The sequence below is a fragment of the Pseudomonas sp. E102 genome, assembly GCF_052660185.1.
Genome location: NZ_CP084025.1, coordinates 2,769,428 through 2,795,406 on the forward strand (window position 1 = coordinate 2,769,428; position 25,979 = coordinate 2,795,406).

At 58.6% G+C, this 25,979-nt stretch carries 33 protein-coding genes; 7 read left to right on the plus strand and 26 right to left on the minus strand.

Annotation, left to right across the window (positions count from 1 at the left end; all coding sequences use genetic code 11):
• Window positions 1–22: 22 nt before the first annotated feature.
• Both DOCECA_RS12345 and DOCECA_RS12350 read left to right on the plus strand, forming a co-directional pair.
• Entirely contained in the window at window positions 23–850 is an 828-nt protein-coding gene (locus DOCECA_RS12345) for an EamA family transporter (RefSeq protein ID WP_445572066.1), read from the plus strand.
• A gap of 29 nt (window positions 851–879) precedes the next feature.
• Window positions 880–1,641 carry an SDR family oxidoreductase gene (locus DOCECA_RS12350; RefSeq protein WP_445572067.1) on the plus strand — a complete coding sequence of 254 codons (762 nt, stop codon included), beginning with the start codon at window positions 880–882 and terminating at the stop codon, window positions 1,639–1,641.
• Between the two features lie 81 nt (window positions 1,642–1,722).
• Here DOCECA_RS12350 and dctA read toward each other — a convergent pair whose 3' ends face one another.
• Together dctA and DOCECA_RS12360 are read right to left on the minus strand one after the other, a co-directional pair.
• Window positions 1,723–3,030: a C4-dicarboxylate transporter DctA gene (gene dctA / locus DOCECA_RS12355; protein WP_434559639.1), complete on the minus strand. Its 1,308-nt coding sequence runs from the start codon at window positions 3,028–3,030 to the stop codon at window positions 1,723–1,725.
• A 100-nt stretch (window positions 3,031–3,130) separates the two neighbouring features.
• On the minus strand, window positions 3,131–4,300 hold the full coding sequence (locus DOCECA_RS12360) for a mandelate racemase/muconate lactonizing enzyme family protein (RefSeq protein WP_434648191.1): 1,170 nt from the start codon (window positions 4,298–4,300) through the stop codon (window positions 3,131–3,133).
• Between the two features lie 99 nt (window positions 4,301–4,399).
• Here DOCECA_RS12360 and DOCECA_RS12365 point away from each other — a divergent pair, with 99 nt between their 5' ends.
• From DOCECA_RS12365 to DOCECA_RS12375, 3 genes are all read left to right on the plus strand, one after another.
• Entirely contained in the window at window positions 4,400–5,275 is an 876-nt protein-coding gene (locus tag DOCECA_RS12365; RefSeq protein WP_434648193.1) for a LysR family transcriptional regulator, read from the plus strand.
• A gap of 401 nt (window positions 5,276–5,676) precedes the next feature.
• The gene (locus tag DOCECA_RS12370; protein ID WP_434676245.1) at window positions 5,677–6,045 is read left to right on the plus strand and encodes a hypothetical protein; all 369 of its coding nucleotides are present in this window, start codon (window positions 5,677–5,679) and stop codon (window positions 6,043–6,045) included.
• A gap of 27 nt (window positions 6,046–6,072) precedes the next feature.
• Window positions 6,073–6,768 carry an SOS response-associated peptidase family protein gene (locus tag DOCECA_RS12375; RefSeq protein WP_445572068.1) on the plus strand — a complete coding sequence of 232 codons (696 nt, stop codon included), beginning with the start codon at window positions 6,073–6,075 and terminating at the stop codon, window positions 6,766–6,768.
• On the opposite strand, the gene DOCECA_RS12380 is transcribed toward DOCECA_RS12375, so the two are convergent.
• The 10 genes from DOCECA_RS12380 to DOCECA_RS12425 all read right to left on the minus strand — a co-directional run bounded on the left by DOCECA_RS12380 (window position 6,746) and on the right by DOCECA_RS12425 (window position 14,825).
• Window positions 6,746–7,261 carry a lysis system i-spanin subunit Rz gene (locus tag DOCECA_RS12380; RefSeq protein ID WP_445572069.1) on the minus strand — a complete coding sequence of 172 codons (516 nt, stop codon included), beginning with the start codon at window positions 7,259–7,261 and terminating at the stop codon, window positions 6,746–6,748. The two genes, DOCECA_RS12375 and DOCECA_RS12380, sit on opposite strands and share 23 nt — an antisense overlap.
• Window positions 7,258–7,683, minus strand: a complete 426-nt coding sequence (locus DOCECA_RS12385) for a cell wall hydrolase (protein ID WP_445572165.1) — start codon at window positions 7,681–7,683, stop codon at window positions 7,258–7,260. The genes DOCECA_RS12380 and DOCECA_RS12385 overlap by 4 nt, the downstream gene beginning before the upstream one ends.
• A gap of 60 nt (window positions 7,684–7,743) precedes the next feature.
• Window positions 7,744–8,112 carry a phage tail protein gene (locus DOCECA_RS12390; protein WP_445572070.1) on the minus strand — a complete coding sequence of 123 codons (369 nt, stop codon included), beginning with the start codon at window positions 8,110–8,112 and terminating at the stop codon, window positions 7,744–7,746.
• Window positions 8,109–8,432, minus strand: coding sequence for a hypothetical protein (locus DOCECA_RS12395; RefSeq protein WP_445572071.1), 324 nt, complete (start codon window positions 8,430–8,432; stop codon window positions 8,109–8,111). Before DOCECA_RS12395 ends, DOCECA_RS12390 begins: the two co-directional genes overlap by 4 nt.
• On the minus strand, window positions 8,432–9,031 hold the full coding sequence (locus tag DOCECA_RS12400; RefSeq protein ID WP_445572072.1) for a hypothetical protein: 600 nt from the start codon (window positions 9,029–9,031) through the stop codon (window positions 8,432–8,434). The genes DOCECA_RS12395 and DOCECA_RS12400 overlap by 1 nt, the downstream gene beginning before the upstream one ends.
• Window positions 9,032–9,105: 74 nt before the next feature.
• Entirely contained in the window at window positions 9,106–9,975 is an 870-nt protein-coding gene (locus DOCECA_RS12405) for a hypothetical protein (protein WP_445572073.1), read from the minus strand.
• Entirely contained in the window at window positions 9,975–10,277 is a 303-nt protein-coding gene (locus DOCECA_RS12410) for a hypothetical protein (RefSeq protein ID WP_445572074.1), read from the minus strand. Before DOCECA_RS12410 ends, DOCECA_RS12405 begins: the two co-directional genes overlap by 1 nt.
• 1 nt (window position 10,278) lies before the next feature.
• Window positions 10,279–13,734 carry a host specificity protein J gene (locus tag DOCECA_RS12415; RefSeq protein ID WP_445572075.1) on the minus strand — a complete coding sequence of 1,152 codons (3,456 nt, stop codon included), beginning with the start codon at window positions 13,732–13,734 and terminating at the stop codon, window positions 10,279–10,281.
• 56 nt (window positions 13,735–13,790) lie between these two features.
• Window positions 13,791–14,351 (minus strand): tail assembly protein, encoded by a 561-nt coding sequence (locus DOCECA_RS12420; protein WP_445572166.1) that lies wholly within the window; start codon window positions 14,349–14,351, stop codon window positions 13,791–13,793.
• A gap of 75 nt (window positions 14,352–14,426) precedes the next feature.
• Complete coding sequence (locus DOCECA_RS12425; protein WP_445572076.1) at window positions 14,427–14,825, minus strand: hypothetical protein; 399 nt, start codon at window positions 14,823–14,825, stop codon at window positions 14,427–14,429.
• A gap of 167 nt (window positions 14,826–14,992) precedes the next feature.
• Between DOCECA_RS12425 and DOCECA_RS12430 the strand changes: the two genes are divergently transcribed.
• Together DOCECA_RS12430 and DOCECA_RS12435 are read left to right on the plus strand one after the other, a co-directional pair.
• Window positions 14,993–16,318 (plus strand): hypothetical protein, encoded by a 1,326-nt coding sequence (locus DOCECA_RS12430; RefSeq protein WP_445572077.1) that lies wholly within the window; start codon window positions 14,993–14,995, stop codon window positions 16,316–16,318.
• A 79-nt stretch (window positions 16,319–16,397) separates the two neighbouring features.
• A complete protein-coding gene (locus DOCECA_RS12435; protein ID WP_434676234.1) occupies window positions 16,398–16,631 on the plus strand; it encodes a hypothetical protein in 234 nt (77 codons plus the stop codon).
• Here the strand turns inward: DOCECA_RS12435 and DOCECA_RS12440 are convergent.
• The 14 genes from DOCECA_RS12440 to DOCECA_RS12505 form a co-directional block, all read right to left on the minus strand.
• Window positions 16,611–16,775, minus strand: a complete 165-nt coding sequence (locus DOCECA_RS12440; RefSeq protein ID WP_445572078.1) for a hypothetical protein — start codon at window positions 16,773–16,775, stop codon at window positions 16,611–16,613. The two genes, DOCECA_RS12435 and DOCECA_RS12440, sit on opposite strands and share 21 nt — an antisense overlap.
• Before the next feature lie 26 nt (window positions 16,776–16,801).
• Complete coding sequence (locus tag DOCECA_RS12445) at window positions 16,802–17,566, minus strand: C40 family peptidase (RefSeq protein ID WP_445572079.1); 765 nt, start codon at window positions 17,564–17,566, stop codon at window positions 16,802–16,804.
• 2 nt (window positions 17,567–17,568) lie between these two features.
• Window positions 17,569–18,318 (minus strand): phage minor tail protein L, encoded by a 750-nt coding sequence (locus tag DOCECA_RS12450; RefSeq protein ID WP_445572080.1) that lies wholly within the window; start codon window positions 18,316–18,318, stop codon window positions 17,569–17,571.
• Window positions 18,319–18,327: 9 nt separating this feature from the next.
• A complete protein-coding gene (locus DOCECA_RS12455; RefSeq protein ID WP_445572081.1) occupies window positions 18,328–18,666 on the minus strand; it encodes a phage tail protein in 339 nt (112 codons plus the stop codon).
• Window positions 18,666–21,632 (minus strand): phage tail tape measure protein, encoded by a 2,967-nt coding sequence (locus DOCECA_RS12460; protein ID WP_445572082.1) that lies wholly within the window; start codon window positions 21,630–21,632, stop codon window positions 18,666–18,668. The genes DOCECA_RS12455 and DOCECA_RS12460 overlap by 1 nt, the downstream gene beginning before the upstream one ends.
• A gap of 10 nt (window positions 21,633–21,642) precedes the next feature.
• A complete protein-coding gene (locus DOCECA_RS12465; protein ID WP_434676228.1) occupies window positions 21,643–21,936 on the minus strand; it encodes a DUF1799 domain-containing protein in 294 nt (97 codons plus the stop codon).
• Window positions 21,937–21,953: 17 nt separating this feature from the next.
• Window positions 21,954–22,337: a phage tail assembly chaperone gene (locus tag DOCECA_RS12470; RefSeq protein ID WP_445572083.1), complete on the minus strand. Its 384-nt coding sequence runs from the start codon at window positions 22,335–22,337 to the stop codon at window positions 21,954–21,956.
• A 3-nt stretch (window positions 22,338–22,340) separates the two neighbouring features.
• A complete protein-coding gene (locus DOCECA_RS12475; protein ID WP_445572084.1) occupies window positions 22,341–22,994 on the minus strand; it encodes a phage tail protein in 654 nt (217 codons plus the stop codon).
• A gap of 72 nt (window positions 22,995–23,066) precedes the next feature.
• Window positions 23,067–23,483, minus strand: coding sequence for a phage tail terminator-like protein (locus DOCECA_RS12480; protein ID WP_445572085.1), 417 nt, complete (start codon window positions 23,481–23,483; stop codon window positions 23,067–23,069).
• On the minus strand, window positions 23,480–23,905 hold the full coding sequence (locus tag DOCECA_RS12485) for an HK97 gp10 family phage protein (protein ID WP_445572167.1): 426 nt from the start codon (window positions 23,903–23,905) through the stop codon (window positions 23,480–23,482). Before DOCECA_RS12485 ends, DOCECA_RS12480 begins: the two co-directional genes overlap by 4 nt.
• Window positions 23,906–23,925: 20 nt before the next feature.
• Entirely contained in the window at window positions 23,926–24,309 is a 384-nt protein-coding gene (locus tag DOCECA_RS12490) for a hypothetical protein (protein ID WP_445572086.1), read from the minus strand.
• A 1-nt stretch (window position 24,310) separates the two neighbouring features.
• On the minus strand, window positions 24,311–24,679 hold the full coding sequence (locus DOCECA_RS12495) for a hypothetical protein (RefSeq protein ID WP_445572087.1): 369 nt from the start codon (window positions 24,677–24,679) through the stop codon (window positions 24,311–24,313).
• Window positions 24,680–24,686: 7 nt separating this feature from the next.
• Window positions 24,687–24,962 carry a hypothetical protein gene (locus tag DOCECA_RS12500; RefSeq protein WP_445572088.1) on the minus strand — a complete coding sequence of 92 codons (276 nt, stop codon included), beginning with the start codon at window positions 24,960–24,962 and terminating at the stop codon, window positions 24,687–24,689.
• A 41-nt stretch (window positions 24,963–25,003) separates the two neighbouring features.
• A complete protein-coding gene (locus tag DOCECA_RS12505) occupies window positions 25,004–25,972 on the minus strand; it encodes a major capsid protein (RefSeq protein WP_445572089.1) in 969 nt (322 codons plus the stop codon).
• Window positions 25,973–25,979 lie beyond the last annotated feature (7 nt).

Sequence of the window (25,979 nt, forward strand, 5' to 3'; positions counted from 1 at the left end):
CGCGCTGCCTAGAATGGCGACCATGCCTACCCATATCGTCCTGCTGGTCCTTTTCGCCGCGCTCCTGCATGCCAGCTGGAATGCCTTGCTGCGTGGCGGCGCCGATCGACTCTGGTCAATGACGGTCATGTGTATCGTCATCGCCATCGTCTGTGCCATCGCCGCGATATTCATGGTGCCACCGGCACCGGCCAGCTGGGGCTATGGGTTGCTTTCGGCGTTGCTGCACGTTGGCTACAACTTGTTTCTGGTGCGCAGCTACCGGGTCGGCGACCTGGGGCAGATCTATCCGATTTCCCGCGGATCATCACCGGCGTTGATCACCCTGGGGGCGGCGATCTTTGCCGGAGAAAACATTACCCCTGGTGAGCTGCTCGGTATCGGCCTGGTGTCCGGCGGCATCATTTCCCTGGCCTTCCGTGGACGCAGCCTGTCGGTTCCCAGCCTGCCCTATGCGCTGGGAACGGGTTGCTTCATCGCGGCCTATAGCGTCGTCGACGGCATGGGCGCCAGGCTTTCCGGCGCGCCGCTCGCCTACACGGTGTGGATGTGCGCCGCGTGGGGTGTGCTGATGCCTCTCGTGTACATCGGCCTGCGCGACGCCCGCAGCTTATTCTCCGTCCGGCCCGGGATACTCGCCGCGTCGGTCGGCGGGCTGGTCTCGCTGATCGCCTATGCAATTGTCATCTACGCCATGAACGAAGCGCCTCTGGGCGCGGTATCGGCATTGCGCGAGACCAGCGTGTTGTTCGCGGTATTGATCGGCTACCTGTTTCTTGGCGAGACGCTCACCGCCCGCCGGGTCTTGGCGTGCATCGTGATCGCCAGCGGCACCTTCATCATCGGCTGACCCATCAACTGCCCAGGAGAATATTCCCAATGGCTGACATCCCGCAGGCGCCCTTGATCCTGATAACCGGTGGAAGCCGCGGCGTGGGTGCCGCCACCGCGCGGCTGGCCGCCGCACAAGGCTACGACGTCGCCATCAGCTATATCGCCAACGAGACCGCGGCACTGACCGTGGTGGCGGATGTGGAGGCATTTGGACGGCGCGCGCTGGCCATGCGCGCCGACAGCTCGGACCCGAAGCAGGTCGCCGATCTATTCGCAGCCATCGACCGCTCGTTCGGACGCATCGACGTCCTGGTCAATAACGCCGGGGTGCTGTCGGCTCAGTCACGCCTGGAGGACCTCGGCTTCGAACGCATGCAGCGCATCTTCGCAGTCAATTCCATCGGCCCGATTCTCTGCGCCCAGCAGGCAGTGAAACGCATGTCCCACCGGCACAACGGCCCCGGCGGAGTCGTGATCAATATCTCCTCGGCATCGGCGCGCCTCGGCAGCCCCAATGAATACGTCGACTATGCGGCATCAAAGGGAGCATTGGAGACGTTCACCATCGGGTTCGCCAAAGAGGTGGCCCGAGAAGGCATACGCGTCAACTGCATCCGCCCCGGGCATATCTACACCGAAATGCATGCCAGCGGCGGCGAGCCGGGACGGGTCGATCGGGTCAAGGATTCCATCCCCATGGGGCGTGGCGGTCAGCCGGAGGAAGTGGCGCGGGCCATTCTATGGCTGGCCAGCGCGGAGGCGTCGTTTGTGACCGGGACATTTCTTGATGTGACGGGGGGCAAATGACGCGGATGGCCTCATTGGAACGAAGCCTGGAGGCCAGAGCCGGTCATGCCGCTGAAGCGGAATGACCGGAGGCCTTATCGATTATTTTTGCGCCAACAATGCCTTTCTCGCAGCCTTGTCTTGCTTCATTGCGGCGATTTCACGCTCGCAGGCCTCGACGTCGAAAGAGTTGTCCCACTTGGCAATGGCGATGGTGCCGATGCCGTTGCCAATGAGGTTGGTCACAGCCCGCGCTTCGTTCAGGAACCGGTCAATCCCCAAGAGCAAAACGAGGCCTACCAACGGGATGGAGTGGATGGTCGTGAGCGTTGCCGCCAATGTCACAAACCCAGCGCCCGCCACGCCAGCCGAGCCTTTGGACGTCAGCAGGAACACGCCAAGCAGGATCATCTGGTCCACGAAAGTCAGCGGCGTATTGGTGGCTTGGGCAATAAAAATGGCGGCCATGGTGAGATAGATACAAGTGCCGTCAGCGTTGAAGGTATATCCCGTAGGCAGCACCATCCCCACTACTGATTTTTTGCAGCCAAGCTTTTCAAGCTTCACCATCATTCGCGGCAACACAGCCTCGGTTGAACAGGTGCCCAGCGTGATGAGGATTTCATCCTTGAAATAACGCAGAAATTGCAGCAGCGGCATGCCCGACCATCTCGCCACCGTACCCAGCACGACCACGATGAATATCAACGTCGTGACATAGAGCGCGACAAGCAGTTGTCCGAGTGAGAACAAGGTCCCAATTCCGTATTTGCCGATAGTGAATGCCATACCGGCCCCAGCACCAATCGGCGCCAAGCGCATGACCATCGCAACTATTTTGAAGAGGCCTTGCAAGAACAGGTCAATGGTATTGATCAACGGCTTGCTGGTTTCGCCCATTTGAACCAGGGCAACTCCCATCAATACCGAAAGCAGGATGACCTGAAGCATGACGCCATTGGAGAACGCACCAATGAAAGTCTGCGGGATGATATTGAGGAAGAACTCAACGGTGCCGCCCTGTTCATTCGCAACTTGGCTGTATTTGCCAATAGCACTTGCATCAAGCGCGCTGGCATTGATGTTCATACCCACGCCAGGCTTCACGATGTTGACGACGATAAGACCGACAACCAGAGCAATGGTGGACAGGATTTCGAAGTAGATCAATGCCTTCACACCGATCCGACCGACTTCCTTGATGTTGCCCATCTTCGCTATGCCGACCACGACAGTGCCGAAAATAATGGGTGCCAATAGCATCTTTATCAGTTTGATGAAGCCATCGGCAAAGGGTTGGAGCTTGGCTCCGATATCAGGAACGAAGTAACCGATTGCTGCGCCGATCACGATACCGATCAGCACTTGCACGTACAGCTGGCTATACCAGCGGGACTTGGAATTTTCCACGGAAGCACCTCATTTTATTTTTGTGATGGGCTGTGGGCTGGCGCCGGTGGGTGGCGCCTGGTTCTGCGGCCTGCTCTCGCAGGCCGCAGCTTGAGGGTGATCAGCCTTCGCCCAGCTCACGCATGACTGCATACAAGGCAGACTTGGCTTCGAATCCCACACCCGGAATATCCGGCAGACCGACGTAGCCGTTTTCCACCTTGATCCCATCGGCGAATCCACCGAATGGCTGGAACACGTCTGGGTATGATTCGTTACCGCCCAGGTGCAGGCCGGCTGCGATGTTCAGGGACATCTGGTGACCGCCATGGGGCACTACGCGACGGGAAGACCAGCCCAGCTCTTCCATGACTTCAAGGGTGCGCAGGTATTCCACGAGGCCATAAGACAGTGCGCAGTCGAATTGGAGGAAGTCGCGATCGGGCCGCATGCCACCGTGGCGCAACAAGTTGCGAGCATCCTGGTGGGAGAACAGGTTTTCACCGGTGGCCATGGGCAATTCATAGTGGTTGGCCAGCTCAGCCTGCAATGCGTAGTCAAGCGGATCGCCGACCTCTTCGTACCAGAAGAGGTTGTACTTTTTGATGGCTTCCGCGTAAGCGATACCCGTCTGAAGATCGAAGCGACCATTGGCGTCGACCGCCAATCGACGACCGTCCCCCACCACTTCAAGTACCGCTTCGATGCGACGGATGTCTTCGTCCAGTGGCACCGCACCGATCTTCATCTTGACCACATCGTAGCCACGATCCAGATAGCTCTGCATTTCCGCCTTGAGCTTTGTCTGATCCTTGCCAGGGTAGTAGTAGCCACCCGCTGCATAGACCCAGACCTTGTCATCCGCCACGCCATTGCGGTAGCGGTCAGCCAGCAGACGATAGAGCGGTTTGCCTTCAATCTTGGCGACGGCATCCCATACGGCCATGTCGATGGTGCCAACTGCGACGGAGCGCTCTCCGTGTCCGCCTGGCTTCTCGTTAGTCATCAGGGTCTTCCAGATCGCGAACGGATCCAGGTTGTCGTTTTCATGATCGACAAGGGAGTCGGGCTCAGCTTCGGTGACACGCGCCAGGAAACGATCACGCATCAGGGCACCCTGGCCGTAGCGGCCATTGGAGTTGAAACCGTATCCGATCACGGGTTTGCCATCGCGAATCACATCCGTGACCACAGCGACGACCGAGCAGGTCATTTTGGAGAAGTCGATGTAGGCGTTGGCGATTGGGGACGCAATGGAAACGGTTTTTTCACGAATATCGACGATGCGCATGAGGGGTTCCTCTTGTTGTTTGTAGCCCCACGTTAGGCTTTGCGATCTTTCCCGCCCAATGCTATTAATGCCGCACCCTATGCACAGGAGGCATGGCCCTTGGAACTCGTTTGGCTCGAAGACCTTTCAGCACTCGCGGAATATGGGAGCTTTGTTCGGGCGGCTGAAGCGCGGCACGTCACTCAGCCAGCGTTCAGTCGCAGAGTGCGCTCGTTGGAAAATTGGATGGGCGTACAGCTGTTCATCCGCACGCCTCATGGCGCGACGCTTACCGAAGCGGGGAGGCAAATATTGCCGAGCGCCCAGGAAGCCGCGCGGCGCTTGTACCGAATGCGCAACGAGGCTCAGGAAGTGGCGGGAATGGCCGCCAGATCACTGCAGTTCGCTGCAACCCATTCCCTGTCGTTTACCTTTTTCCCAAGATGGCTTCGCGGCGCAGAACACGGCGCCCCCATCGAGGCCGTGCAGTTGCATTCAGGTAGCATGGCCGTCTGTGAGCAAATGCTGATACACGGACAGGTTCAGTTTCTACTCTGTCACCGTCATCCCGACGTTCCTCCGTTGCTGGCGCCTGACCAGTTCACGGGTAAAAAAGTTGGCGAAGACGTCCTGGTTCCCCTGGCGAGTGCTTCTGCCAACTTTGGCACCACCCCAGCGGCATTGCCCTACCTCGCCTACACCCATGAATCAGGATTGGGGCGCATCGTTGCTCATCGATTGCAGGGCAAGGAAGACTACCTCCACCTCAAGCCCCTCTTCAGCAGCCACCTCGCGGCGGTGCTGATGTCGATGGCGCTGGAAAGCAAAGGAGTCGCATGGCTACCCAAAAGCCTCACCGAGCAGGAGATACTGGACGGGCGCTTAGTCAGGGCATTGGACGAGAGTTGGGATATCCCTCTGGAAATTCACCTGACCCGCCCGACGGCGCCACTCAGCCAATCCGCGGAAGAGTTCTGGTCCAGGGTGGGCGTCTAGGCTTATCACGCATGGCCTGAGATTCATCTGAAGCCGTTGTATTGAGGGGTTGGGAACAACCATAAAAAAGGGTCGCGAAATTAAATCTCGCAACCCTTTTGGATTGTATGGTCGGGACGGAGTGATTCGAACACTCGACCCCTAGCACCCCATGCTGGGGACTGTAGCAGCCCAAACAATTGTTTTAAAAGGAAAACACGCCATTTCCTGAGCCCCAAAATATCCATTTTTTTGTGGTTACGCAAACGAAAACACGCGGCCTCCAGAGGAGGTTTTGCGCACCCCTCCCCGGCGTCCTGCCACCGAACACAATCCAAACCCTACAGCTCGTCGCCTCGCCCTCGCCCAGATCATCGCGCCTCGATTACTGTATATCCAAACAGTATAAGCAAGGCATGGTCATGGACCCGTATGAAATCGAAGACACCAGCGACTGGCTGGGCACCCCCACCCCCCTGGAAATGTACAAGCACTCTTGCCTCATGCTAGAGAACGAGGTGCAGGAACTCACTACCCAGTTGCGTAAAGCGCGTCAGGACATTTTCGGCTTGATCGAAATGCACGCCGCTGAAGCCAAAGAATGCGCGAAGCTTCGAGCTAAGCTGAAGGCGGTGGAGAAGACTCTGAGCGACCATTATCTGGAGCACACGACCTTAACGAACGCGGCGAGGTCGAAGATTGCAGGCCAGAGCGCCTTGATTGCCGAGTTATACAATCGACTGAAGGTATATGAGGGCGACAGCCTTCCTGATGTGATACTCGGGCAATGAGTGAATCGGATCACCTGAGGGGTTTATATGTGCGGACGACTCTCCCAATACACCGGAATCCACGACTTCGTGGCTGTACTGAGCCTCATGCCCGACGCCCTGATCAGCACAATTGGTGATCAGCCCCTGGGCCGGTACAACGGCGCGCCGTCGCAACAGCTTGCCCTGCTCCATCAGGAAGACGAAACACTGCATGCTGACCTGGTGCGATGGGGCTGGCGACCGCACTGGGCCAAGGATCGCGCTGCACCTATCAACGCCCGGGTTGAGAAAGTCGCCCACGGCCCGTTCTACCGGCCGATCTGGCCGAACCGCGCCATCACGCCGATCAACAACTGGTTTGAATGGGTCGACGAGGGTGGTCCTAAGAAGCAACCCTACCTGATCCGTCGGCGGGACCAGGCACCAGTCCTATGCGCAGCCATTGGCCAGTTCCCCACCGCCGGCCGGGAGCCGGGCGAGCACGACGGCTTCGTCATCATCACCGCCGACAGCGCGGGCGGCATGGTCGACATCCACGACCGCCGCCCCGTGGTGCTGACGCCAGAGCTTGCCCGGGAATGGCTTGACCCGGCCACGCCGAAGGAACGCGCCGAGCAAATAGCTCTGCACCAGGGCGAACCGGCCGAGGCCTTCGAGTGGTTCAAGGTGGACCGCGCCATTGGCAATGTTCGCAACCAGGGCCCGGAGCTGATCAGGCCTATCGCCGACTCACTTCTTTAGCGTAGGCCTGGCACGCCCGCAGCGCGATCAGCCCCCGGTCGCCGGCGTCGGTGACGGCGATAATTCGTTGAGCATGCGCTGGGTCAAGTTGGGCTCTTGCTCTTCCATGAACCACGCCGCCGGCGCCGGCGGTGGCAGGCACTGCGTTGCAACTGGCTGGATCCTCGGCAAGGAGGACTGACAGCCGGACATCAGCAGTGGCAAGGCGATCGCGCAGGCGATCTTGATCACGCTGGGCATTGCTCAGCTCCTTATAGTGAGTTTGTTCGCTGGCAGACAACTGCTGCTCCAGAGCCAGGCGCTTGCTTTGCTCGACCTGGGCCTGGGCGGTGGCCGCGCTGCTGATCTTGTCCAGGTCGGACTGGTGCAGTCCCGCCTGCTCAGCCAGCCGACCGCCATACCTCCAATCCTGGATCTTCCACGTCGCGCTGATCGCCAGTATCAACGCAACGGCCACACCGGCGATCAGCAGTTTGAGGCTGGCGGGATTCATGGCACGTCCTTGAAGAAGATGTGGTGCCCGAGGCGGAACGTCTGGGTTGCGTCCTTGGCCCATGCCGGCGGCTTCGGCATCGTGGTCGCGTAATAGTGGGTCGCGCCGTGGGTGATGTCGGGCTCACCACCAGAGATCACCAGGTCCGCCGCCCGCTGCGCCTGGGCGAACTGCTTCGGCGGGATCTCCTTGGCGCCGCTCAGGTAGGGATAATTCGGGTCGTTCTTGTTCCAGCAGCTGAACTGGTACGGCTTCAGGCACACACCGGCGTAGCCCTCGCCCCACCAGGACTTATCCTTTCCATCGTTCACGCGGTTGCGGATCACGCAGGCCACGGCCACCTGCCCGGCGAAACTCTCGCCACGGGCTTCACCCCACAGCGTGCGCGCGAGGATGTCGCGATCCTTCTCGGTTGCGGTCATAGCTTTTTCTCCAGGCAAAAAAAATCCCGCTCGATGGCGGGTTGCGGTAGCAGTTTCGGGCTAGATGGTTTCGGCGGAGCCCAGCATCGGCGCGGCGATGATTTCAGGAATTGGCGGCTCAACCGGCCAGACCGGCGCCTGATACCAAGTCGGCTGAACCGTGACCTTGCCCAGGGCGTACTTGTAGGTTTTCCAGGCCTTAAGGTTGAGCAGCAATGCGGCCTGCTCCGCCTCTTCTTCTGGCGTGGCCTCGCCGATCTCGATGCCGAAACCGATCGTATCGATCCGGTCCTGGATGCGTGCGATCTGCTCGGCCGCCTTGTTGTTCCTGGCTGACAGATCCAGTTTCGCAGCGGCCAGCTGTGCGGCAGCCGCTGCGGCGTCCTTCATGGCCTTGGTGATGAGTTGTAACCAGTCGATATTCATCAAGCCACCTCCGTGTTTTCTGGTTCTGGCAATGGACCTGGGAAAACAACCGGCCCATCAGGAACGTTTTCCAATGGAACTGGAAATGCTTGCTCTTGGCTATAGTTCCACGGGTTCGGGAACAACAAAGTTAAGGTCAGTTCTCCATTAACCCTGTCGACATTACCGGGAAACCATATTGACAAAATTGCATCACGCGGCAACGTATCGCCTTCACTAATTCTTGAAAAGTCAAAGGTTTCGCCGTTAACAGTTAAAACATCTCCATTTTTAACCACCTCGAACGGTTCATCACGACGTTGAGGGCTCAATATAATTCTCATCAAAACCACCTCCCTGTTGCGATCATCATGACAGTGATCGCTATAGTAGCTGCGACTGGAGCCAGCACAAAATAGTTTTGAGTCGATGACGAAGTTGGGAGCGCAGATCCCATTGATATCCAAGAAAGGCCACCGCTGGAAATCGATGATATTAGAACAGATGGACTTCCCGCAAAAGGGAACGGAAAGGGCAGGCCTAATTGCGCGACAGAATAAACGACTCCTCCGGCAGCGTTTGTTACAGGAATTGAACCCAGTGAGGCGAGATGCCAACAAATCATGGTGCCATCAGCAAATTTAACGAAACTCCCGTTGGTGTTGCTTCCGCGCTCAATAATAGCCCCCGTCGGAACCCCGCCTGATTGACTGACCGTGCCGACCATCGCAGCAGCGGCAAGCTTTGTCGCGGTTCCGGTAGCATTGCCGGTCCCTCCTTTTGCGATGGGAATTACGGCAGGAAGTGCGGCCGGAGAGCCGGAAGCGCCTAGCGCCGCATAAAGCTCATCGAAATTACTTTGCGCCTTGGTAAAAGCACTTCGTGGTGTATCGCCGCCCACGCCTGTAGGAGCAGTGCCAAGGTTAATGACCTGTTTGGACATATATAGTTACCAAATAAAATCGAAAATAATCTGCTTTCACGATTGAAACAATCGAAGCGAGCAGGCTAAGTGCATCAGTTGTACGGAAATGGAAGATTGTTGGTCCGGATAACTAAGGCGACGGGAAACCGATCTACAGGCAGGCTGAAGAAATAGGTATTGGAGGTTTGAGGCCTTGAGGTAGTGGTTCCTGCGCTCGCACCAAAGATAAAAGACATACTACCAACGCCACCAAACGCCCCCTCCGCTCCGCCATATTGGGCGTAGGCCGGGAACCCACCTAGATCAGACGCATCATATATACCCACGGATCTACTCCAAGGCAGATATGCCGCGTACTCGTAACCCGCCGCCAACGGTATATCGATCCTAGATACTAATCGAGAAAGGTTGTACTCGTTAATAGGACCGCTGTTTAGGTTGTAATTATATCCACCAGCATAAGTGAACCCGTACCGCCCATTTGAAGGAGCTGGTGGTGCAGGAGCTTGGATTGCATAAACAACATTCAGCGGAGGCTGCAACGAATTGAAAGTTATCTCTCCATTAACATTCCGTGTCTTCATGTAGGGGGACCCAAGGATATTATCCGCCATTAAGTCAAAGCAATAAAATTTTGTCGACGCATCGGCATTAGAAAACAGAAAGGTTATTGCATTGCCTGACAATGATGTCCCATTAAGACATCCAGATCCAACCAAAAAAACGATGGGCGATCTCGCGTTATGCAAGGTAAAACCATAAAGGGAGTCTGTTTTGTGAGCAGGGTCATACGTGACAGTGACGGGAAACCAATTAGCGCCGTTGTTGGGATCAAGCTGAGCCGACCTTAACGTCCTCCGACTCCAAGTCTGCTGATAGGCCAGATACCCACTCTTGACCAGCCCGTAGCAGATTAAATCAGTATCAAACAGAAGCTCTCCCGTTTCTTTCGTCACTTTCATCAGTAGTACCCATAGTAAATACGGCAGTTTGCAGAGAAATACCCCCAGCCATTAGTGGCGTAGGAATAAACCCAGGTCATCGAATTACCTGTGATCGTGATGCCTGGTTTCTTTCCTTTTTCCAGCTGCAAATCAACCAACGGAACAACTATGTAAAAGCGGGTTTTCCCTGGTGGTAGCGCTGGCAAGGCTGCCGATCCATCCACAGAGCCTGTATCGAGATAGCCTTGCCGCTGGCTGATTTTCATCGTCATGTCGACCATAACGGCGTCAGCGGCATTCTTTACAGTGAGTCCAGTCATATCAAAGGCTTATGTCGATGCCCAGCACGCCGTTGGCGTGGTAGAGCTGGATGGCTGTATTGGATATCTGAAGGCGGCCTGCACCGTTGGTACCGTTCATTTGCCACGGTCCGGAGCGAGGCAGCATCCAACCTTGGGTATTTGCGATGTAGTCCGTGGATTGCAGTGCCCCGCCAATCTTGGCGTTTGTAATAGTGCCGTCCTGGATGAACGCCGAGTTCATGAACACCTGGCCGCCCTGCACCGCGAACGGTGCCGAGATGGCGCCTCCGGCAATGGTGTTGACGATGGCGAACCGGTCGGCGCTGACCAGGAACTGGCTTTGCAGCGTTCCGCCGACGTTCTCGATCCCGAGGCCGATTCCCGCCGCGACATACTGGCCGTTCGCGTTCAGTTGCATTTTTACCGACCACATCGCCGATGCTTGGCCGTCCAGCGTTGCAACGGCCTGGCTTACGGTCTGAACGGTTGCGCTTGTCTCGTTCACTTCGGCCTGAACGGTGTCTATCCGCTTGGCCGTTGCGGCCCCGTCTTCTAGGCGTGCCGATTGCTCCGACCAAACGCCAACGTAGACCTGGTCCGAGCCGGCGAAGCCATCAGTGTCGCCCGCGAGCGCGGGGTTGACCTGAATGTACACGCCGTCCAGTTTCGTGGCCTGGGCCGTGATCTGATCCTCATGAATCTCAATGTCGAGCGTGTTCTTCGAGACCTGCGCCGCCAGGGCGTTCGCTTCCTCCAGCACTTGCCCAATGTCGACCCAGTAAGTCGGGTTCGGGGGCGGCGTGTCGAGGGGCACATCCTGCTCGGCCTGGTACAGCCTGCGGCCAACCCGTACGGTGTCGCCCTGTAGGTAGGTTTCCGTTGGGTCGTATTCCAGTGCATCCGCGATGTTGTCGATCTGATCCTGAAGACCCGGGATCTTATTGATCTCCTCGCGCAACTGGTCGCTGAGCTCGGTTTCGCCAATCTGGCCGGCGATCAGGTCGAGGATTGGCCCAGCCTCAGCGCTGGACTGGCCTTGGACGCCAATCCCTACCGGATACCACGGCCCAATGTTACCGATCCGATCCACCAGACGCGCCCAGAAATAGAACGTCACCCCGGCGGCCAGACCAAGCAGGGAGAAATCGCTTTGCGGGTACGCCAAATCGGTTAGTTTGGTCGATGCCTCCTGATCGGTGGTTGGGCCGTACCAGATCTCCGTGCGCTGTGTATCTTCGGCGCCAGCGGGGAAACCCCACTTGAGGTAGATGCCGAACAGCAACGGAGTTGCCGTCAGGAACGAAACCGCAGGCGGCAAGCCCTCCTTGCCCGAGAGGTTGGTCAATATCGAGTTACGCCAAATCGACGAGATGTCGAAAGCGCTCACCGCACGCACGCGAGCCACGTAGGCACCCGCATAGATGCCCTCTACGTCTACGCTGGTCGTGCCGGCGCGCTGGACCTTGATCCAGTTGCCGCTGTCCTTGCGCCATTCGACGTCATACGCCACAGCCCCCTCAACGGCGGGCCAGGTGATTGTCATAGTGGCGACAGCCAACCCCTGGGAGACGACAGAGTTCGACGTCAGCGTGACGCTCGCAGGCGCCGGGACCACGCTGATCGGTATTGCGCTGATTGGACGCTCTTCCAGTCGGGCGCCGGTATCGATAAAGGCGAACTTGCTCGGCTCGTACTGCAGGGCGCTGATTTCGAAGTCACCCTCGGTGGTGCGCTTTGTCCTCAGCACGCGATAAAGCGGAATCGCCAGATCATCGGCATCGAGCGCCCATTGAAGCTGTGCCCGAGGCATCTCGCTGTAGGCCACCGTGACGGTCACCGCCCGACCGGCGACACTCTGCACGGTGCGGCCTTCGGCGCGCCCGCCGGGGAGATTGATGATCAGCCGATCGCCCGCCTTCGCCAGGGTGTCGCGATCAAGGGTTACAACGCGACCGGCCGCTGCTGAGATACGGCCGCCAATTTCCCGGCCGGCCAGCAGCGAGTCCGCCACGGGGATAATGTGTCCCGGTAGCGGGATCACGCCCTCCATGCCGGTCTTGAAGGTAACGGTCCGGTCCAGGTTGTTGCTGAGGATCGCCCACTTGCCCCGGCGCTGGGCCTCGGAGGCACGCGTGCAGCCGATGGCGCTCAGCTCGGTTGGCCGGTCGCCATAGCGGCGCTGGAGGTCCAGGTCCGAAAACGGAATGACGTCGGTGTCGAAGTTGTTGGCCGGGTTGTCGTAGCTGATCAGGGCCCGGGTGTACCGGGTCTTGGCCGAGGCGCTCCCGTAGGAGAACTTCCCATCAATGACGTTTGCCCGGGTGAAGACGTAGTCGAAGTCCTGGGCGCGAGGCATGTCGGCCTGCATGATCAACTGGCCCTGGGCCCAGTAGGTCATCCCGCGATAGATGCCAGAAATATCGCGCAGCAGCGTCCAGGCGTCGGCCTTGCCTTGCAGGTTCATGTCGCAGAGGAAGCGCGGCTCGGTACCGCCCAGGCCATTCGGAACAAGCTGGTCGCAATACTGCGCGATCCGGTACAGCTCCCACTTGTCGACCATAAACGTCTTGATGCGCTTGCCCAGGCCGAAACGATCCTCGGTGCAAATCCCGTACGTGATCCAGGCAGGGTTATTCGTCCAAGCCAGCTTCATGCTGCCGTCCCAAGTGCCGGTGTAGGTGCGGGCGATTGGGTCGTAGTTGCTCGGGACCTGCCACTTCCGGGCCTTGCATTTCACGGTGACGGCCGGGATGTTGGTGAACTGCTCGGCATCGAACTCAATGTACAGGAGCGCAGTGTTCGGGTAGCGAAGCTTTGCGTCGATCACCTCAGTGAAACCGGCGATCAACATGGTGTCTGCGATCTTGTTGCTGTTCTGGTTGGGTGTCAGGCGGCGGACGCGGATCAGCCAGCCAGTGGTGGCCTCCGGCAGGTCAACGCGGTTCGAGCGCTCGTAACGGGTGGTAGTCTTCCCATCAACGGCATCGGCGAGAACCTGCTGATAAGGCCCGCCGTCGGTGGACACGTCGATAGCGTACTCGATCCGGTAGCCGCCAATGTTGCCTTGATCATCCTGGCGCTGAAGCGCGGGCCAGGCGAACCGCAGGCGCACCGCAGAGAGTTGGATGTTCGTGACCGACCGGACCCACGGCGCATCGCTGCGCAGCTCGATGTTCAGCGAGGTCTCATTCTCGACCGACGGAATTCCCGGGATGTAGGTCTGATCGACCGAGCCCGAGCGCCAGTCCCATTTCACGTTCGGGAAGTTGACGTTGCCGCTGGCGTCTTTGATCGGCGTGTTATCCAGGTAGATGTCGGCCGCCGTCGGCACGCCTTCGAATTCACCCTCCCCTACAGCGATCAGCAGCTTCGCCAGGTTCGTAGAACGCAGGCTGTCCCGGGCTTCGGTCGGTGACTTCGGCTTGCTGCTGCCGCCCTTCTCGCCGTGGATATCGATCTTGCGTGCTGCGCCCATGCTTTCCTCCAGGCGAAAAAAACCGCCTCATGGGCGGCCTGCTTGCTGCTGTGTGGTTACGCTTTGTCTTCGGCGTAGATCGATGCGGAAATGATCATCCCGCCCCACCGGCGCTCGCCGATGCAGATCGGGACCGGGTTACCGCTGGCGGTGGTGTTCTTGGCGCTACCGAAGGCGTAGGACGGGGCGTTCTCAGGTCCAGCGCTCTGCTTGAGGCCAGAGGCCTGGGGGCTGAGCATCTGGATTACGCCGCCGGCGACGAGGCCGACGCCGAGTTGTACAGCCCAGGTCTGCCCGAAGTAGGAGCCGGCGACGATCAGCACGGCGCCGATAATCGTCTGGAGAATACCAGCCCGCTTGCTCCCGGACACGACCGGGACGATGCGAATCTCTTGTGCGCCGCCGAGAGCAAAATCCTTCTCGGCCACGTTCTGCCGGTTCCGGAAGATCGCGAAGCGCATGCCCTTTCGCTCAAGGTCCCTGATCGCCGCCTCAAATCCCTCCAGGGTGCACTTGAGCGCCTTGAAGGCCTCCCCTACGGACTTGCTGCCAAGCTCACGATGGTGAACCCGGCCAAAGAGTTTGATAAGCGGGCCAGAAAGAAGAATGGTGGTCATGGCTGGATTGATGCTGAGTGTGGCTGCCAAGGCTTTTCTCCGGACGTAAAAAAACCGCCCGGAGGCGGCTTTTTGTCATTGCATAGTGGGTGATAAGTCCATGCTCATCGATGAGTCTATGGATATCCTGAATTTCTTCGTGCTGCCGGCCTTGATTTCGGTTTCCCGCTCTTTCAGGCCGCTCCCGCAGGATGATGCCGAGACAATGTGTTCACCTGGAGTAACGCGGAATTTCGCGGTCTCGCCGGTACCGATTTCTGCCGCACGGCGACCGTCAATGCTCACCGCCGTATTGCAGCCTCCGCCCACGAAACCCTTGTCTCGAGTGACGACGAGCGTCGCACCACCTGGCGTCGGAGCCTGGAACGCAAATAATCTGGACGATGGGACCGGGTCCGCCTCACTGGAAGGAACGGGAGAGGTCGCACACCCCGCCAACAGCGCTACCGCCAGCGCTCCTACGATCAATTTCATGCAGGTCACTCCTGTGGGAAAGGATGCACTGTAGCGCGGCACTGTCCGGGCATCCAGCGTGGATGGAAAGCCAGTGGCGCACCTAGATGCCGGCATAGTAGCGTAATGCCTTCAGCTATGGCGTCGCCGCTAGCTAAAATCAATTAAAGAAAGAAGCAAGGAAAGCAATGAACCACGTAGGAACTTTTACTTGTGAAACATGTGAAGGCGATATCGACTGCCGCATCGGTTTTTCCAACAGAAAAACACAACCACTTAGCTTTCCATGCCCACATTGCGATGCGCTGATTGAGATCACACTCTTCCTCAATGACTCCCCATCTTTCAAATTAAATGGCGTTATAAACGATCCCGAAAAACGTTACGGGATGTTCGACGGGAGAAATCCTTTCATTGATCTTCATTTAGACTTTCCAGTGTGGTCTACCACTTATGTTCCAGGCCATACCCCATATCTGATGGCTATACAGAAAATGAGAAAGGACCCTCAAGAAGGTGCGAGGGAGAGTGATTACCTTCATTTCCAGCAAAGACTCAATCACTTGAATGAGCTTCATGAGAAGTCTAAAGACCTCAAAAGAACATTGCGCTTATACTACGGCGAAAATAAGAAGCTCTTTGTAAAAAAAGCGGAAGAATTCACGGAAGAAAAGCTAGAGCGCACATTGGCAATGGAGGATATAAACCTCGCTCTCTATCGCTTGATCAGCACAACCTTTCTCCCGTTCATTGATCCAATCTCCACTGCCAACTTCACTAGCGAAATTAGCGACTTGGTGGTAGATATCGGGACAAAAAACAAACAAGCCTTCGATGATTTCATGGACGAGATTATCAGTACTAATTTTCTCGCTAATCTCCAGCGCGATTGCTTAGAAATTTATCCACGCATACTCAATGCAGAGATAGCACTCAGACCTGCTCTTTTCATGGACTTCGTCGAAGAACAACCGGACAACAGAATTTCGGGAAAAATCTCAACGAAGGATTTTAACGAGTACAAAGACCTCTACAAAGACATAACTGAAATACTTGGCAAACAGCTTTCATTGGTAGCCGCTATAAACAACATTATACACCGCCAAAACCACAATAAATTCAAGCCAAAAGATGGAGGTGCACTATCCTCAATTTCAAAATTCGCAGACAAAACTCTTTCTGAAAAATTCAAATACCTCGATGATTGCTGGTTCAAATTTGACGATGCAGCTCTGAACACTGGAGCAAGAAATGCAATCGCTCACTACGCGACAGAATATGATGAAAAGACCCAAATAATTCAATATTTTTCTGAAAAAGAAGGCCTGAAACAAGAGAAGCCGCAAGAGATGTTTTTTCTTGAGTTCATGAGAATGCTACTTATCGCCTTTCGAGAAATGCATTATCTGCATCACGTAATTAAGAGCTTGTTCTATTACGAGTTTATTATCAATAAAAACACTCGAAAAATTTCTTTCAACTCAAAAGACGAAAAGAGAAAACACAAGCAGTGAGGGCCCCACCCAGTCCTTTGCCTGCAAGCCCAAGGACTGGGATTGCGCCAATTTCGGCGCGTTACGCAAGGAGAGTGAAATGAGCAAAACTGCTGAGCAACGCCTGGACGAACTTGAAATTGTTGTACGAACGTTGATCCTGTTCAATCAAAACGCCGTGACCACGCTGAGTAAGCGAGTAACCGAAGGCAACCCAGGAATTGCCAGAGTCCTCGCGCAGGATCTAGCTACTCTGAAATCGCGCGGTTACGAAAACATCGACAATGAGCTGCATGACAGTTTTGTCGACAGCTTAATCGCAGGGATCAATTAAAACCCCGATCCCGGCCGCATAAAGCTTACCGCTGCGCTCGCATTTCTTCATGATTACGCGCCAGCGGTCTGCCAGACCTCGCCTGGAATTGCCGCTGGCAATCTTTACCTTTTCACGTTCCGCCACTCCAAAAACCTTGTTCATACTCATCTCCTGCGGACTTCGCCGCGTCATTTGGTTGGTCGTGCATCTTTATGCCTGAGGATCAGGCGTGTTCTGTCCAGCCACGGCCCACCAAAGACGATGATTTCGCTCGGCCTGCCGTATAGGTGGTGCAGCAGGAACGGCCCAGGCCCGAAGGTCTCGGCTTCCTCCCCAGGTAGCGCCGGATCGGCACCAAGAAAGATCCCGGCATGGTTCGGGTGAACCGTGCGCCCCACCTCCATCACGATCATGTCGCCGCGCTTCGGCTGATCGACCCGATAGAACCCGGCAGCCTCGTAGTTCACCTCGTACAGGCTGGCGCTGTCCTTGCTCTCCCACCAGCCGTCGGCGCGCTTGAAGGCCTCGAACTCCAACCCCCACTCGCGCTTGTACCAATCGGCGCACACCTGCCAGCAGTCCCAGGCGCCGTGGACGAATGGTCGCTTGAGTAGCAGCGTCTCGCCGGTAGCCACCACCGTACGCAAGTCGCCCTCCGGCCAGCTCAAGATGTGCCAGGGCAAACCGGTCGCCTCGCACATCGCCAAGTCACGCGGCGACGGCCGGCTGGTGGCGTCTGGGTGCGAGTGAACGATGCCGATCACCTCGCCCAGGTCTTCCGCCGCAGCGTACTCCTCTGGATCGATGCGGAACTCTTCGTTCGGCTCGGTCGCGGTGTTCGTGCAGGGGAAGTACTGCTGCTTCCGGCCCAGGGCCAGCAGCAGCCCGCAGCACTCTTTTGGGTACTCGGCCGCCGCGTGCGCCTGGATCGCGCTCAAAATGTGCTTACGCATGGTCAGCTCCGACTTATGAGAGACACAGCGGGGAATCCCCCGAATGGCAGGGCGTTGCCCTCGCCGAATCGCGGGATGCATCCTCGGCCCAGCGTGGCATCGCATTCGTCCAGCTCAGGGTTGTCAGTGGGCAGGCCGTCCTTGTCTACGTACGGCCCGGTGTAGCCGCAATTCGGGCCGCGGTAGCCGCCAGTGAGGCACCAGTGGCACAGCGTTGTAGCCTGGCGGCCGATGGACTCGCCGCCCACGTCGCCCGGGCTGGCAAGCTCCCAGGTGACCGTCTCACCGTCCTCATTCGTCTTCTGGTCGATGTACCAGACCTCGATCGTCTCCTGAGTTGGGTCTGCCTGCGGATTGCCGCCGGGGAAGTTCTCGGCGTCCAGGTAAGTGCCCAGCGTGTGCCGCATGGTCAACTTGAACTCGAGCAGGTCATCGAAAGCCAGACACAGGGCAGTGATCCGGCCATTGACGTTACCCACCGACAGCGTTGGGCGGACAGCGGTGCCGTCACCGTTGGATTCGATACCGTCGATCTGCATCGGCCAGGCGCTGTACTCGTTGCCCTGCCAGTAAATCGGCTTGGCCGGCAGCTCATCGGCTGCCGAGCCGGCGGCGAGCAACTCGGCAGGGGTATGCGGAATGGCGTGTCCGTGGAAGCGCAAGATGTCCGCGCCGTAGTCGGAGCCGTCCAGCTCAAAGAGCAGCACTTCGCTGCCAGGCTCTAGAACCTGGATGTCACTGATCAGCGGCATGGTTGCCCCTTATGGATGGAATGCACGCTCGAACGTGGCGGTGAGTTTAAAGACGCCGCCCCCAGCCGGGGTTGGTATGGGATTGACGCAAGTGAAAAGGCCAAGCTGACCCAGCGGCGTGGTCCATAGGAAGGCTTTTTCGCCGGCGTGCCGGTCGAGAAAGTCCATGATCTCCTGCACCCTGGCGCGTGACCCGGTGTAAGTGATCGGATAGGAGTCTTCCTTGTTGTTCGGACCGTCGCCGGCGACCTGTTTGTAGCCGTCGCCGAACTGCGCGGTGCGCACCCGATAGTTGATCTCGGGTGCGTCTCCGTGCTGGGTGGGCCAAGTGAACGTTTCGATAGCCATCAGCCCCTCCCGTTGATAACGCGCCAAATGGCGCCGCCTGGTTGTAAGCCACGAGCAATTGCCGTTTCCGCCTCGGTCTTGGCTGCTTGCTGGATGCCCCTGCCAAGCTGCGTCGTGTCCTCCGTGGTCGTGGCGCCGCCGTCACCGGTGGTCTGGACAGAAACCGCGACCGGGAAGTTGTAGACGTTCCCGCTGCCACTCCCGCCGCTGCTGATGGCCCTCACACCCAACTGGCCGCCGGCCGTGCGGGTCAAAGGCATGATCGCCTCCTCCCCCGCCTCGCCCATTACGCCAATCCCGCCACCAGCCATGCCGAACGCCGTCGGCTTGCTGACGATGGAGTTGGTGAAGGCTGCTCCATTGGCGAACATCTGCACGCCGCCCGACCAGGCACCGCCCTTGGCCTGAATGCTGCCTGGGGTGAAGCCAGATAGGTCACCTGAGTATCCGGCCTGGGTCGAGCCTGCGGAGGTCGCGCCGCCACCAGTGAAGTAGTTGGTCGCAGCCCCCACCAGACTGCTGAGAAGCGCTGAACTGGCCTGCCTGGTGGCGATCCGCGCCATGTCCGCCAAAATCGACTTGGTGAAGTCCGCAAACGAGAACTTCCCGGTGATGGCGAAGTTGACTACCGAATCCTCCATTGAGCTGAACGCGTTGGTGAATAGGTCTCGCGTCTGGCCGGCAACGTTGCGCGCGCTTTCCAGGTAGTTGCTGAAGGCCGAGGTCGCACCTTTGCGCCAGTCGCCTTGTGCCTCCGACAGCTGCTCGTAGTTGCTGAGCACTGTTTCGCTCAGGTCCTTCTCGCTTTTGTTGATGGCGTCCAGCTTGGCCTGGTATTCCTCGGCGCTCATGTTGCGCGCCTTATCCGCTTTGTCGCGAGCCAGGTCCAGGCGCTGCTGGTTGGCTCGGTCGGAAATGCCGTTCAGCTCGCCATTGATGGCGTTCTCACGATCACCACGGCCTACGCCGTCCGCTGCACGGCTGCCAGCGCGCCGCAGGGCGACGTTCTGCTGATCCAGGGCATCGGTGTAGCTCTTGATGGCCTGGGCCTGCTTGGCGAGCCTGCCCTGCTCGTTGGTCGCGATGACTTCAAGCTCGCTGTCGGCCTCCTTCTGCGCCTTGACCATATTGGCCCGGGCGTCGGCGATCTTCTGATCCAACTGGATGCGCTGGGCCGCCGAAGTGCTGGCCTTCCCTTTCGTCGCTTCGAGCGCGGCGATCTCGGCCTGATAAGCAGCCGTGACTTCGTCCCGCTCGTTGCCGATCAAGGCCTGGCGCTTGAGCAGGTAGTCTTCATGGCTGACCAGTCCGGCCTTCTGCGCCGCCACCAGCTCCTTCTGGGCGTTTTTGTACTCGCCGAGGATCAGCGACAGCTGGTTTTTCGAGTTGTTGAACTCGGTCAGGTTTAATGCACCTGCCGGACCGGCGGCCTTTTTATTGGCATCCGCGATCTGCTTGTTGACGCCTCCGACTGCGGTCTCGTACTGCTTCTGTAGATCAGGCGAGTACGTGTTGTTGGCGATGTTCTTCTGGCGTGCCTTGTCCAGCTCGACAAGCTTCTTCTCGAGCTTCTGGACCTGGGTCTGTGCCGAATCAGCTTCGCGGGCAATGAGCTGCATACCACTGAGAGCCGCCTCCTGGCGCTGCTGGTCCTGTTGCTTGGCTTGGGCGCGGTTACGGCGCTCTTGCTCCTCCAGCATAAGCGAAGATATGTCGGCATCGATCTGCGTCGTTCCGCGCGCACCGCTGCCGCGAGATCCAGAGCCGAGGCGTGCGGCGTTTTGAGCTTGCAGCTCCAGGTCAGACAGCTTTTCTTCGTAGGTTTTCTCTCGGCCAACGTCAAGCGCCGAGTCCCAGGCCCACTTTGCAGCCTTGGCGACCTTATTCCAGGCGCCTTCGATAAGTCCCAGCCGCTGGGTGATTTGATCGCCGCGAGACTGAATCGCATCGGCGAACGCATCGGTCGCCAACCTTACGGCGGCCGCCTGCTCGCCCTGCTTCTCCAGGGCCACGATCTGCTCGTAGACCGAGGCCGTCAGATAGTGATATTGCTCATTGAGTTTGATCGACGCGGCAACAGGCTCCTTGGCGATCGAGGCGAACTGAGCAACCGTTTCCTCGACAGCCTTGCCTGTCGCCTCCTCCATGGTCAGGGCGGCCCTGGTGATCTCCTCAAAGCTGTAGGCCGCAATATTTCCGCTACCTGCCAGTTGAGCGAGAACCGCCGCCGCTGCGCCGGTCGTGCCAACCGTTGAGCTGACCTGCTTTGCCAGGGATGCAAGGCCATCCGCCGTGGTCCCAGCATAGTTGTCGGTCAGGATCAGCGATTTGTTGTACTCGTCCGCCTCTTTGCTGCCTTGGTAGTAGGCGAGACCCAGCGCAGCAGCTGCGGCGGCGGCCAGGGTGAACGGATTCACCAGGCCGAGCACGTAACCGCCGAGCGCTTTCGCCGCCGGGCCAATGCCGCCGAACATGTCCTTCAGTTGGCCGCCCTGCTGGAGCAGAACAGTCAGCGGGTTCTGGCCGCCTTGCAGCGACACAGCGATGTCCGTGAACTGTGCGGGCACGCCACGCAGTGCGTTTGCTGTCTGCTTGGCGGTGTTACCGGTGCGGGTCAGCGAGTCGTCAAACCGGGTCAGGTTGGTTCGAGACTGATCGATCTTGGCCTGGTATTCGCTGAAGGTCGATGCGTCGAGCGCGCCGAGCTTCTTCTGTTTTGCCAGCTTGCTTTCGAGCTCATCCAGTCGGCCCAGGGCCTTGACGGTGGGGTCGATCTCGCCGAGCAGGTCGCCCAGCTCGTCCTTCTGCTTCTTGATCGAGGCCGTGGCCTTATCAGCGCCACGGGCAACGCCTTCGGCAGCCTTCTCCGCCCGGCCACCCGCCGCAGTGAGTTTGTCGAGGTCGGAGCTCGCCTGCGCAGCATCGGTCGAATCGACCTTGATGCCGAGTTCAGCAATAGAAGTCATGCGGGCTCCGTTATTTCGATTCGCTCATCACGAGCATGGCTTCTGCTTCCATGACGCGGACGTCGTGAAAGGCTTCTGAGAGTTCGCGCCGCTTGATGCCCAGCATGCTGGCGACCGGTGGGAGTGCGGTGTAATCCAGGCCAGAGGCCCCGCCCATGCCCGTGCGCCACTGAGTCGACATCGCTTCGAAGAGGCGGAAGGCCGGCCAGTTGTCCGGCCAGACCTCATACTCTTCATCTGGGATGTCGGCGAGCGTCATGCCGAAGGCCGCCAGGTCCGCCTCGGACGGCCCCGGTTCGTACATGACGCGGGCGGCGCCGCTCAGTTTCCCAGGCGGGCCGGGTTGTAGGCGCTCTGGTACGCATCCAGAACGGCTTGAGGCGCGCCGATGCATGTGGTGACCAGTGCCGTCAGGGATTCATCCGACAGCTTCTCGTCGAAGGCCCAGCCCGAAACGATATCCCGGAGCTGGGCTACCTGAATGCCGATCTCCGAGGCCGTGGCCTCCTGCCAGCTCAAGCCATCCTCCTTGACCTTGTTGGCGTGCTCGTCGCGTGCGCTGTTCCATTTGTCGAATAGCGCGGAAAGAGCCAGGCGATCCAGGTACTTGAACTCGAACTCCACCTCTTCAGGCTTACCGCCCACGCGGGGAATGGAGACTTTCGTCTTGAAGGTCGGGTTCTGGGAGATTCTGATCTTCGCCATGGGTTACACCACCGCCGAATAGCGGGTTGGGCGACCGGCCAGCGACAGGCTGATGACGCGGGTCATCAGGTTGTTGCGAGACAGGGCCGGGGTGGAGGTAATGGTCACGTAGGCGTTGTAGAGGATGCTGTCACCGTTCGGCAGGTTCAGGCGCAATACGCGGGTAGCCTTGTCCTCGTCGGCAGTTTCGACCACGGCCACGTACGGCAGCGCCGGGTCATCGGCCACGGTAACGGACATGCTGATCGGGTTCTTAGTGGTCGGGATCTGGCGATCATCATCGTCAGCCAAGAAGCCGAACGTCAGGAACTGCTGGTCGCCGCCGCTGGTGGTCGCGTCCGTAATTTGCGAGATCTCGACGAAACCAGTCACCTCACGCACCGAGCCAGTGCCGGAGCCCGCCGGGTATGGCTGCAGGTTGGTGGTATTGATGTTTTCCAGCGCGAAGGTACCGGTATCGCTGTCGGATACCCGGGCGGCGCGGTCGTTGAGACGGGTCCAGCCCGAGGTCACAGCAATGATGTCGCCGTCAGTAAGGCCGTGAGCCGCGGCAGTCGCCACAGCCGGGTTTGCATTGCTCAGCGCTGTCACTGGGATGGCAGCGCCGTAGGTTGCGGCAATTTCAAGGGTTGCGCCGTTGGGGAGTCGAAAGCCCATGGTTGTGTTTCCTCTGTGCAGAAATGACAAAACCCGCCCAATGGCGGGTTCAGGGGTTGCCCAACGGGCGAATTAGTTGGTGTCGGCTCGGTACTGGAACGAGGCGGACACCGTGAAGGTGTTGCCGTCTGGAATTCCTGGGCCTGGCCCAACCGGAGTCATTACCAGGGCGATCAGTCCGTCGCGCGGGATGCGCAGGTTCAACGGGAACAGCGCAGCCAGCTCGTCGACGATGCCGCTGGCCTCGGTCCGGTACTTGCCGGATGGGGTAACGATGTTGATCTGAAACACGCCGGTGTACAGCCGGTGGTCACCGCTCAGCGTGTTGCTGTCTGTGATTGCAGGCAGCGTGAAGGCACGAAGGTAAGTCACACCATCGGTTGGCGTGTAGGTCTCGTTCTCCACCACCACCTTCAGCGGCTTGGTGCGAACCTTGGCCCACGCCAGCAGGCGCGACTCGAACGCCGCAGCAATGATGTTGTGGCTCATACCTGGTTGTTCCTGATGGCTTCGTTGACGATCTGCTGGAAGCGAGCCAGCGTAACCCTGACCATGCCTTGCGGAGCCTGATTTGAGTGTCCATATTCAAGCGGAATGGCGTATGGCAGATTGTTGATGATGTAGGCGGCCTGACCGGCGGTGAAGTCGCTTACAGCGGATACGAGCGCAGCCATCGCTTCCTGCCCATTAGGATCAGGGTCGTCAAACGTGACGCTCTCAACCACATCGATCGATAGATGCCAATTCCCGCGGAACCGCCCCGTGTCCACCGGCGACATGCGGATCAGCGACCCGCCAAGCTCGATGATGATTTCCCGCAGACTGGCATCGATAGCGCCTTTTGCCTGCGCTGCGAACTCAGCGAGTTGAAGCTCGAAGCTGCCACTCTTACCGCCGTAGCGCTCCGTCATGTGCGACCCGCGAGCCATGGCTATTTCCTCAGTTGAACGGTCCAAGTGGCGCCGGCTGGGTCCTGACGGACATTCATAGCGCGCTTACCGCCGATGACGTCCCCAATTTCCGGGATGGCCAGGGTTTCGGTGGGATCGCCCAGCAGAGTGATGAACAGTTCGTTCTGCAGGATGGTGAGCTTTTCGTCGGTGGTCTGGATCAGCGATCCATCAATCTCTTTTGCAAGGTATCGGCCAAGCACCCCGCGACCGGCGTAATTGGTGATGGTCTCGGGCGTCGTGCCTGAGTCCGGGTCGTACTCACCCTGAACCTTGCGCACGCCCACAACGGGGCTCACGGCATCAGCCAGATCGGTATCGAACGCTTTTCCCAGGTCTCTCTGTAGGTCGTCTCGCAACCCCATGTCAGCACCTCACGACTTTCACTTGGCCTGAGCCAAGGTAATGGGACAGCAGCGCCAGGGCGAACGACTCGCCAGCACTAATGGTCCTGGACGATTCTGAAAACGACGTGCTGCTAGACACGCCTTCGGCAGAAACAGACTTCTCCGTCACGCCGGTTTCCTGCGATCCGTAGATCCTGCCGGCGGCTGCCTCCGTGGCAACCTCGGCGCCGGCCTGGATCACGTCATCCGGGATCGGGTCGAACGCTGGCAGACCGAGATTGGTAAGCCAGGTGTTCGCCATCAGCACCGCGCGCGGCTTCTTGTCTTCGGTGGTCCATGTCGGCCCAAGCAGGGCATCCACGTCCGCCACGGTGATGTAGGTCGTCACGGGGGCTTTACTCCTGCGGCTTGTCGAGCAGCTCGGCCAGGGCTGGACGCTCGGCGTTATCGTCGAACGGGATGCCTTTCTCGGTCAGCTTCGCCTTGATCTCCTCGATCCGCAGGCCCTTGGACGGCTTGTCACCATTTGAAGACCCCTTCTTCATTGGCTCCGGGTGCTTGTAGTCATCCGGCGCGAACTTGGCATCGATGATCTTGTATCCCTTCTGGCGCAGTTCAGCCTTGCGCTCGGCGGTGACAGGGTGTTTCTCGTAAACGATCTTCTCGGACATTGCCCTTCTCCTGGGAATGCGCCCCGAAGGGCGCTGTTTGATTACTGAGCGGCGTCGCCGATGGTGATTACGCCAGCCGAGGCCTTGATGCTGTTCGCAACCAGGTCCCAGTTGGTGCCGGTTGCCAGCTCGGCGCTGGTTGGCGACTTGCCTCCGTTGGCGGTGTCCCAGGTGTAGCCCTTGAGCCCCAGGCCGAAGGTGTAATCGGCCTGCATGGTGGTTTCGATGCGCTCCTTGCCGTTGGAGGTCTCGATGTTGGTGATCAGGTCGGAACCATCCATCACCACCGCAGCACCATCGGCCAGGCTCAGCACCTTCTGCTTGTTCGGGGTGCCGGCCTCGTACAGAGCCGCGGCGTCGGTGATGATCACCGCCTTGCCGAGGATGTCGACCACCTGCACACCGCTGAACTGGAACAGACGCTCGGCGTTCGCCAAGTTTTGGCCCAGCAGCTTGTGGTACATGGCGCCGGTCATGACCTGAGCAACCAGGCGTTGCGAGGCATCACCGAACAGCGCATGGGCGTTGTTGATGGCGATGTAGGTCACGCCTGCGGTAGCCGAGACATCGTTGGTGGAGGTCGGCTGGTTACCGATCGCAGCCGCCAGGGCAGCGATGGCGGTATTCAGCTGATCCGACATGATGGCTTCGGACAGGTTGCGGCTGATGACTTCCAGCGCTTCTTCCGGGTTCTTCTGGATCCAGGAAAGCTGGGAAGGCTCCCACAAGATCGGGCCGAAACCGCCCGCGATCTTCACGGAGTCGTACTGCTTTTGGGCCAGAGGGGTCGCAGCCTGGTTACCGTTGGCAGCGTAACGGTCAACGCGGCGTTGGGCGCTGTGCAGGCCGGCCCAGAACGACTCTTGCAGGAAGTCGCCGTCGATGCCTTGAGTGGTCAGGCGGATGGCACCTGCCGAAGCAGCGTTGAATTTCTCAACGTCCTGCGCCAAGGTCTCGATGGTGGTGCGCTTGAGGTATTCGTTGAATACCTTCATGTTCGAAAGGGCCATTGGGCCT